Origin of the sequence: Acinetobacter sp. YH12098, from assembly GCF_013419235.1 — a bacterium.
GTDB lineage: Bacteria > Pseudomonadota > Gammaproteobacteria > Pseudomonadales > Moraxellaceae > Acinetobacter > Acinetobacter amyesii.
This window is the reverse complement of sequence record NZ_VPAO01000070.1, coordinates 1-6,533: the sequence shown is the minus strand read 5'-3', so window position 1 is coordinate 6,533 and position 6,533 is coordinate 1. Positions and strand designations below refer to the sequence as shown.

At 34.6% G+C, this 6,533-nt stretch carries 8 protein-coding genes; 2 read left to right on the top strand and 6 right to left on the bottom strand.

Annotated features, from left to right (window positions below):
* Window positions 1-13: 13 nt before the first annotated feature.
* Complete coding sequence (locus FTU38_RS16255; protein ID WP_180023089.1) at window positions 14-580, top strand: IS630 family transposase; 567 nt, start codon at window positions 14-16, stop codon at window positions 578-580.
* Window positions 581-734: 154 nt separating this feature from the next.
* Here FTU38_RS16255 and FTU38_RS16250 read toward each other — a convergent pair whose 3' ends face one another.
* The 6 genes from FTU38_RS16250 to FTU38_RS16225 are packed head-to-tail and all read right to left on the bottom strand — an operon-like array spanning window position 735 to window position 5,755.
* Window positions 735-1,250, bottom strand: coding sequence for a hypothetical protein (locus tag FTU38_RS16250; protein ID WP_127798922.1), 516 nt, complete (start codon window positions 1,248-1,250; stop codon window positions 735-737).
* A gap of 40 nt (window positions 1,251-1,290) precedes the next feature.
* Window positions 1,291-1,830, bottom strand: coding sequence for a 3'-5' exonuclease (locus FTU38_RS16245; RefSeq protein WP_127798920.1), 540 nt, complete (start codon window positions 1,828-1,830; stop codon window positions 1,291-1,293).
* 28 nt (window positions 1,831-1,858) lie between these two features.
* A complete protein-coding gene (locus FTU38_RS16240; RefSeq protein ID WP_127798918.1) occupies window positions 1,859-2,755 on the bottom strand; it encodes an ATP-binding protein in 897 nt (298 codons plus the stop codon).
* Complete coding sequence (locus FTU38_RS16235; RefSeq protein WP_151208077.1) at window positions 2,752-3,249, bottom strand: four-carbon acid sugar kinase family protein; 498 nt, start codon at window positions 3,247-3,249, stop codon at window positions 2,752-2,754. Before FTU38_RS16235 ends, FTU38_RS16240 begins: the two co-directional genes overlap by 4 nt.
* 3 nt (window positions 3,250-3,252) lie before the next feature.
* Window positions 3,253-4,200 (bottom strand): CBASS oligonucleotide cyclase, encoded by a 948-nt coding sequence (locus tag FTU38_RS16230; protein WP_151208075.1) that lies wholly within the window; start codon window positions 4,198-4,200, stop codon window positions 3,253-3,255.
* A 19-nt stretch (window positions 4,201-4,219) separates the two neighbouring features.
* On the bottom strand, window positions 4,220-5,755 hold the full coding sequence (locus FTU38_RS16225; protein WP_159153817.1) for a phosphorylase: 1,536 nt from the start codon (window positions 5,753-5,755) through the stop codon (window positions 4,220-4,222).
* Between the two features lie 568 nt (window positions 5,756-6,323).
* On the opposite strand from FTU38_RS16225, the gene FTU38_RS16220 reads away from it, so the two are divergent.
* Window positions 6,324-6,533 (top strand): transposase (locus tag FTU38_RS16220; protein WP_180111861.1); only part of this gene is annotated, 210 nt, incomplete at its 3' end.

The following is a 6,533-nucleotide window of genomic DNA, read 5'->3' as shown; positions in this document are numbered from 1 at the left end:
AAAAAGAGATCCGATTGCATTTGAACAAGCAACACAGCAGATTGAAAAATTACGAGAGCAAGCGGCACGTGGTGAAATTATATTAGGTTATGTTGATGAAACAGGGTTTTCATCTACACCTGATAACCGCTATGCATGGACAAAGATAGGTGATGTTCATGCGGTTGATGCAATAAGATTAAAACGAGTTAATGTCATGGGGTGTTTGCTTTCAACGGGGGAACTGGTGACAAGTTGTTTACAAGAGTCAGTTACAAGCACTTGGTTTTATGCCTATTTAACTGGAATAGCTCAACAAGTAAAACAGACTTATAACCTTCCATTGGTTCTTATTGTTGATAATGCCTCGATTCATAGAAGTAAAAAGATGGCTGATTACAGAGAGCTACTTAAAAGTAACTTTTCGACGAATTTGTATTTTATTCCAGCTTATAGCCCTGAGTTAAATCGAATCGAGATGGTATGGAAGCAGATGAAATATTATTGGCGAGATTTTCAAGTCATGACAGCTGATAAAATAGAGCAATGGGTGGAGAGAGTATCAAACCAATTCGGAAAAGAATACATGTTTACTTTTTAATGACAGCTTATGTGGTTGATTCCATTAATAGTCCTTGGATTTTTTTTATTCACTGGTATTAAAATTCATCAGAAGAATATTAGTAAAATATCTAGATATTAACAGCCTAAAAATATTATCTAGCCCTATGCAAAGATATGCATAGGGTTATTACTTATTTAGAAATTAACGTAGTATCATTTTTTTTGGGAGTTTCAAAAGAGATTTTTTCAAAAATTATTAAACTAAAGATTAAGACTCCGATTAAGCCAATTAGTCCCATAATTAAGAAAGTTGCTCTAAATATCAAGCCATAAGTCAAAATTTTACTTAAATATTTTTTTCCCATATTAGCTCTAATAAGATTACTTTCTTCATTACAAAATATTCCAATATCAATTGAAGAATTTCTTTCTAATCTTTTAAAGACTTCTTCAGATTGTTTGATTAAAAAAGATGTTCTTTGATCTAGCTTCCAGAAAACAAATGCCGTAATACTTAAGAAAATGGATAAAAATATTCCTATGTAAGCAAAGGTACTTGAGGACTGAATGGAAACACCTATAGCGGTTCCTAATCCAGCAATGATAAAAAGAAAATAATTGAACATTGTTATTCTTTGGTTGGAATGTAATTCAAAGTACTTCCAGGCATGTTCAACAGCTTGTTCAGAATTAATCCTATTTGTCATATTAATATTACCCAATTGAAAATTATATGAATTATATAATTTATTCAATTGAATAAACTAATCTAAATAATTCTGCTTGATACTTTGCATCGTGCAAAGCATTATGATCTCCTTGTAAAGTAGGATGTACATATTTATCTATTGAACTTGACTTTGTATCGTACCAGCTACATTTTGTGGCTCCCATAAAAAGAGCTTTGATATCTATAGCTGATATACCAAAAGGATTTCTATTTAAATATTTTAGAAAATAAAAATTTATAAAAGACCAATCGAAAGGCGCATTAAGTCCTACAAATATAGGTCTAGAGTCCTCTGGTAAATACTTGAGTATCCAACTTTCAAATTGAGACATTGCTTCTATGGGGGGAATACCTTTCTTTCGTGCTTGGTCTAAAGTTATTCCTGACACTTTTAAAGCTTCTTCAATTGCTTGATCACTGATTGGTTGGAGCATTATTGTAAATTCTATATCAGGGTTATATACGAAACATGCTCCTATAGTCAGCATACTGTGTTCACCTACTATAGGACCTGCTGTTTCAATGTCTACAGAAATATAAACCTCTTTTTTATACATTCTTATGCTCCTTCCAATTAGAATTATGTTATCCAGCCATTATAGGTGAAGGCTTTAGCTTACTAAGAGCCTGATGGAAGTGTGAGATTTTTAATTCTGAATCAGGAAAAGCTAAAGAAACTGCCGTTGGATATAACCGTGTACGAATATCTGAATAAGTCCAACCTGGTTCTGCTCCGTGAGGAGCAGTTGCACTTACTAATTCGGCAATTTCATCTTCCGAAAAATCGATGTCAGACAAATCTTTAGTAAAAAGCTCATGTCGTTCTTCATTAGATGGGCGAACAAACTCTTCTACAATGGAAGCTCTACGCAAAACAGCTGCATCTAAAGCAGCTAATCGATTAGTACATAAAATTGCAAAGATACGGCCACCATGTTTTCTTAAATCATCTATTGCTTGAATTAAAGTATTCACACCAACTTTATCTTCATGATGACTATTTTCTTGACTTCGAGATGCTCCAAGCGAATCACCTTCATCAATAATAAGAAAAGCTCGACCATTTCCATGTCCAATAGACCGAGTGATTTCATCGAATGCTTGTGCAATGAGAGTACCCATTTCACCAACTTTACCAGTTCCTCTGACTTTATTACTAAGCTTAAATAGCAAAGCATCTTCTATTTTCGCATCACGAGCTAATCTATTAACAATTGCTTCAGCATTTGCAGTTTTTCCAGTACCTACATCACCATGAAAAATAGCTAAAGGATATTGATCGACAAGAAGATCAATAACCGCTAGTTTTTTCCCATGTTTTTGTTTACTCCATTGTTCTAACTCATCAGCCTGAAGCAAAAGTTGTACTTGTTTCTTAATACGGGAATATCTAGATTCAAAACCGAGTAATTTGTCAGCTAAATCATCAAATTGTTTAATTGGTAAATCTGTCTTAACTTCAAAAACTGTTGATTTACTCATGAGTAGTCGCTCCTATTAGCTCCATAACCATTACTGCTATAACCTCGCTCCCCTGATGCAGAAAGGCTACTGTGAGTGGTACTTTCTGTTGTTGAGACCCAAGTTATTTCCAATGGTAATTTGGAAGCTTTTTCTGATTCATTACGATATTTATCGGTATGTGACAATATAATTCTAATTCGTCCATCTGGTGTGTGGGGCCACATTACTCCGCCAGGTCTTTCAGTACCAGATGCACCTTCAGTTTGAAATATGTACTTAATAGCTCTAACTTCTGAACCATAGGAAGATATCAAAGTTACATCAACTTTAGATAAATATTCATTTTTTGCTAATAGTTCAATATCATGGGCATATTCTTTCGCTTTATCTTCAGTCATCGCTCTTGTGCTACTAGCGATCATAATTAAATCTGCTTTAATACTACGTACAACTTTTTCAACATCAGCTACAGTGTAAGTACTCGAATAAGTACTTGAGTATGATGAACTCATGCTTTAATCCTTAATTTTAAATTTATTACCGAATATTTCTTTCCAAATGTCGTTATCATCTTCTACTGATGCATAATTTGCAGTTTCCCAAGCTTGTAAGGCTATTTTGACGATTTGTTCTTTCTCTTCTATAGTTATTCGAGACGCTACATTATTTTCATGGTTAGCAGGATCAATAATTACAACAGGATCTGAAAAATATTTCTGCACCTTAGCCGAGTTCTCAGGGAAATCAATACGCTCATTTAATTCACTTTGAGCTATAAATCCTAAAAATTCTCTAAAACGTTGTTCAATATTTTGTGTTGGTCCATCACGATCTTGTAAATAAGCTAGTATCAACTCTAGATGAAAAGATTTAAGGCCCGGAGGGCACGCAAAATTTTTCCATCGTTTTGCCATACGCACTAAAGTGCGGTAATGCTTATCTGAATTTTTTCTATCACGAATAAATTGAATATGACAAGGAGCACAAGTTAGGTTTTTTTCTTTAGTTTTTAGATCATATTGCCAACCATGGTTTGGTTCTTGGGCATCTTGAATTACAGGAACTACATCTACACTCAGCCCACTTTTGACAAAAGTTACTGTAGCTGCTCTCCGTTGAATCTCAAAATCTTCAACAGCTTTAGTTGGATAAATTTTTGTGAGTAACGTGTAAATTAAGTCATTAAGATTGTCTAATGTCGAATCATCTACATTTTTATTACTGATATAAAATACAATATCTACATCGATAGGATCATCTACAGTTTTCTTCAAAATTGTATACTTTGCAAAAGAACCGGCTTTAACTACTTTTGCTATTTTTAAGTCAGAGTTTGAAGTGATATGTTTGCGTAACTCTGTTATTAAATTATCCACTTGTGCATGATATTCTGTACGTTTTTCTGAAGGTAAACGAAGTACATTACCATCATAATATTGAAGATCTGAATTTGTAAGTGACATTCTGATGTGTTTCCCCAAGTTAGTTATTAAGTGTTAAGCCATGAGTAATATAATCTGCTGTTACTGCAGCAGCTGCTTTTGCGGCTAAGTCATGAAAGCGATTGTCTTTTGTGGAATCACCAAAGTCACTAATTCCTCTAATCATTAACACGGGTTTTTTATGTAAAGCACAAGCCGCAAATACTCCTGCACCCTCCATTTCAGCAACTTCAATTTTTCCATTAAGTTCTTTTAAGGCTTTAAATTTTTCAGGATCTCGAAGAAGCTTCTCACCACTTCCAATAGTGACTGTTTTAGGCATAACACTTTTAGTTACTGGGCCAATTTCAATACTATCTGGAAGTATGATTTCTAAGGCTTCATAGCTCTTTATTAAGCGACTTTCTAAAGAACTTTTGTTAGATAAATATGTGCTAACATCCTGTCTAACTTTAAGATCTAACACTGTGCTTTTAGGCCGGTGTTCTGTAGCGCCACCTTCAATGAGAGCTGCTCCTTCGTATGCAACGACTTGTTCAGATAAAACAACTTCGCCTAAAGCACATTTTTCGCGCATTCCCGCAGCAATACCTAACATGATTACATTTTTAGGTTGTAATTCAATTAGTAATGTGGTGGTGATTGAAGAAGCATCTACATTTCCAGCGCTAGAAAAACATGCTATTGCGCAATTAGCCCGTATACCATCATTGCGAATTATTTCTGTTTTCCATACATGGAGACCCGTACTTGTAACTATAGGCTGTACACCTTCATTAATATTTAATGCTTGCCTTGCAGCTGATAATTCAATTGGTAAAGCTGTCAAGACTAATACATCTGGCGGAAGAGCTGCGTGTCTAGCTTGTTCCTCTTTATAAAAGATCGTAATAATTCTCTTTGCAATTTGAGAAAATTCTAATACAGGTTCTTCTAAAGAGAGTGCTGAAATACTTTTTACCACAGTAGAACCGGTATTTTGCAAATAAGTTTGAGGAGTGTCTCTAAATTTTTTTAGCAATCCTAATGCACCATTTCCATCTTCTTTATTTGATCCGATTTGTAGATCTAAAGGCAAAATAGGCAACCCTTTTTTTACCATTTTGTGAGCTCTATCTAATACTCCTTTACCACCACCTAGTGCAATCATTGCTGTAGCATGCTCAATTTGTTCTTCACCTACATTGCTACCTGTTAAGATTTCGTCATCAATACAAATATGTTCAGCAACCCCACGAGCAATCATGCTATTTAAAAGCCGTCGCTGTTCGGAATTGGTTTTGCATTGCAACCGATCATTTGATGCAACAATCTTAAGAAAGATTTTGTTTTCTATCCCTTGAGTTAGTTCGTTTATTTTTCTAGCAATAGTCCAATCAAAAACTAAAGATTTTTGAGTTTGATTTACAGGCTCTGCTGAAAAATAACCGATAAAGCTGCCTCCAGCATTAATAACTTCTGTTACAAGAGCTTCAACAAATGAATGAGCCTTATCGATCTGGTCATCATTTGTAGTAAGAGAAATGCTACCTGCAAGGAGAATACAACTATTTGAAAGAGAAACTGGATTACTCATTCTCCCCTTACCCCCTAAAAAATATAATAATTTTTAATAGATGAAGGTTACATTAACTATTGCAAGTGTTCTTTGAAAATTTATTTAGCTTTGTAATTTTAGTATGCAAGTAGTTTAATTGTTCACTCCTCCAGGTATCACTGCAAATATGGCTGTACAGTGGTAAGAACCCTACAAACGCGATTGAATGAGATAAAGTAATATACTGTAGTACCAGCTGTTAAAAGGAAAAACCACCAAAACACCTAGATTACTAATTGTTACTGAAGGAATATCCATAATTTTGGAAAAAGTTGTCTAGATAGAAGAAGAACTCCTAATAAAGTCGCAATTATTGCACGAGCATGCTGAGAAAGGCGGCACTCAAATCTACAGTTGCTATGTGAGTTGTGAGTTATGACCCGGCAAATATGATAACTCCAATAAAATCATTAATCTAAACATTTGCTGAATCTTCATTAAATTACTAACCACTGAATTAGATGGATGAAATGGTAAATATATAGTTGTGAAGGGCTTTGTTGCACAAACCTATCTGTAAAGGCTTTTTCAGCGATATAATTTTCAAATGAAGAAGCCTACACACAAAATCTACTGCACAACCAATTGGCCCGCATATAACCGAGCACTCATGAGTCGCGGAAATATTGTCATTTGGTTTGATCCTGCTACGCAATGGTATGCTCCATCAAAAGGCAAACAAGGGCGAAATCAAACCTACTCCGACGCAGCTATCCAATGCTGCTTAATGATTAAATCCTTATTCCGTCTATCTTTA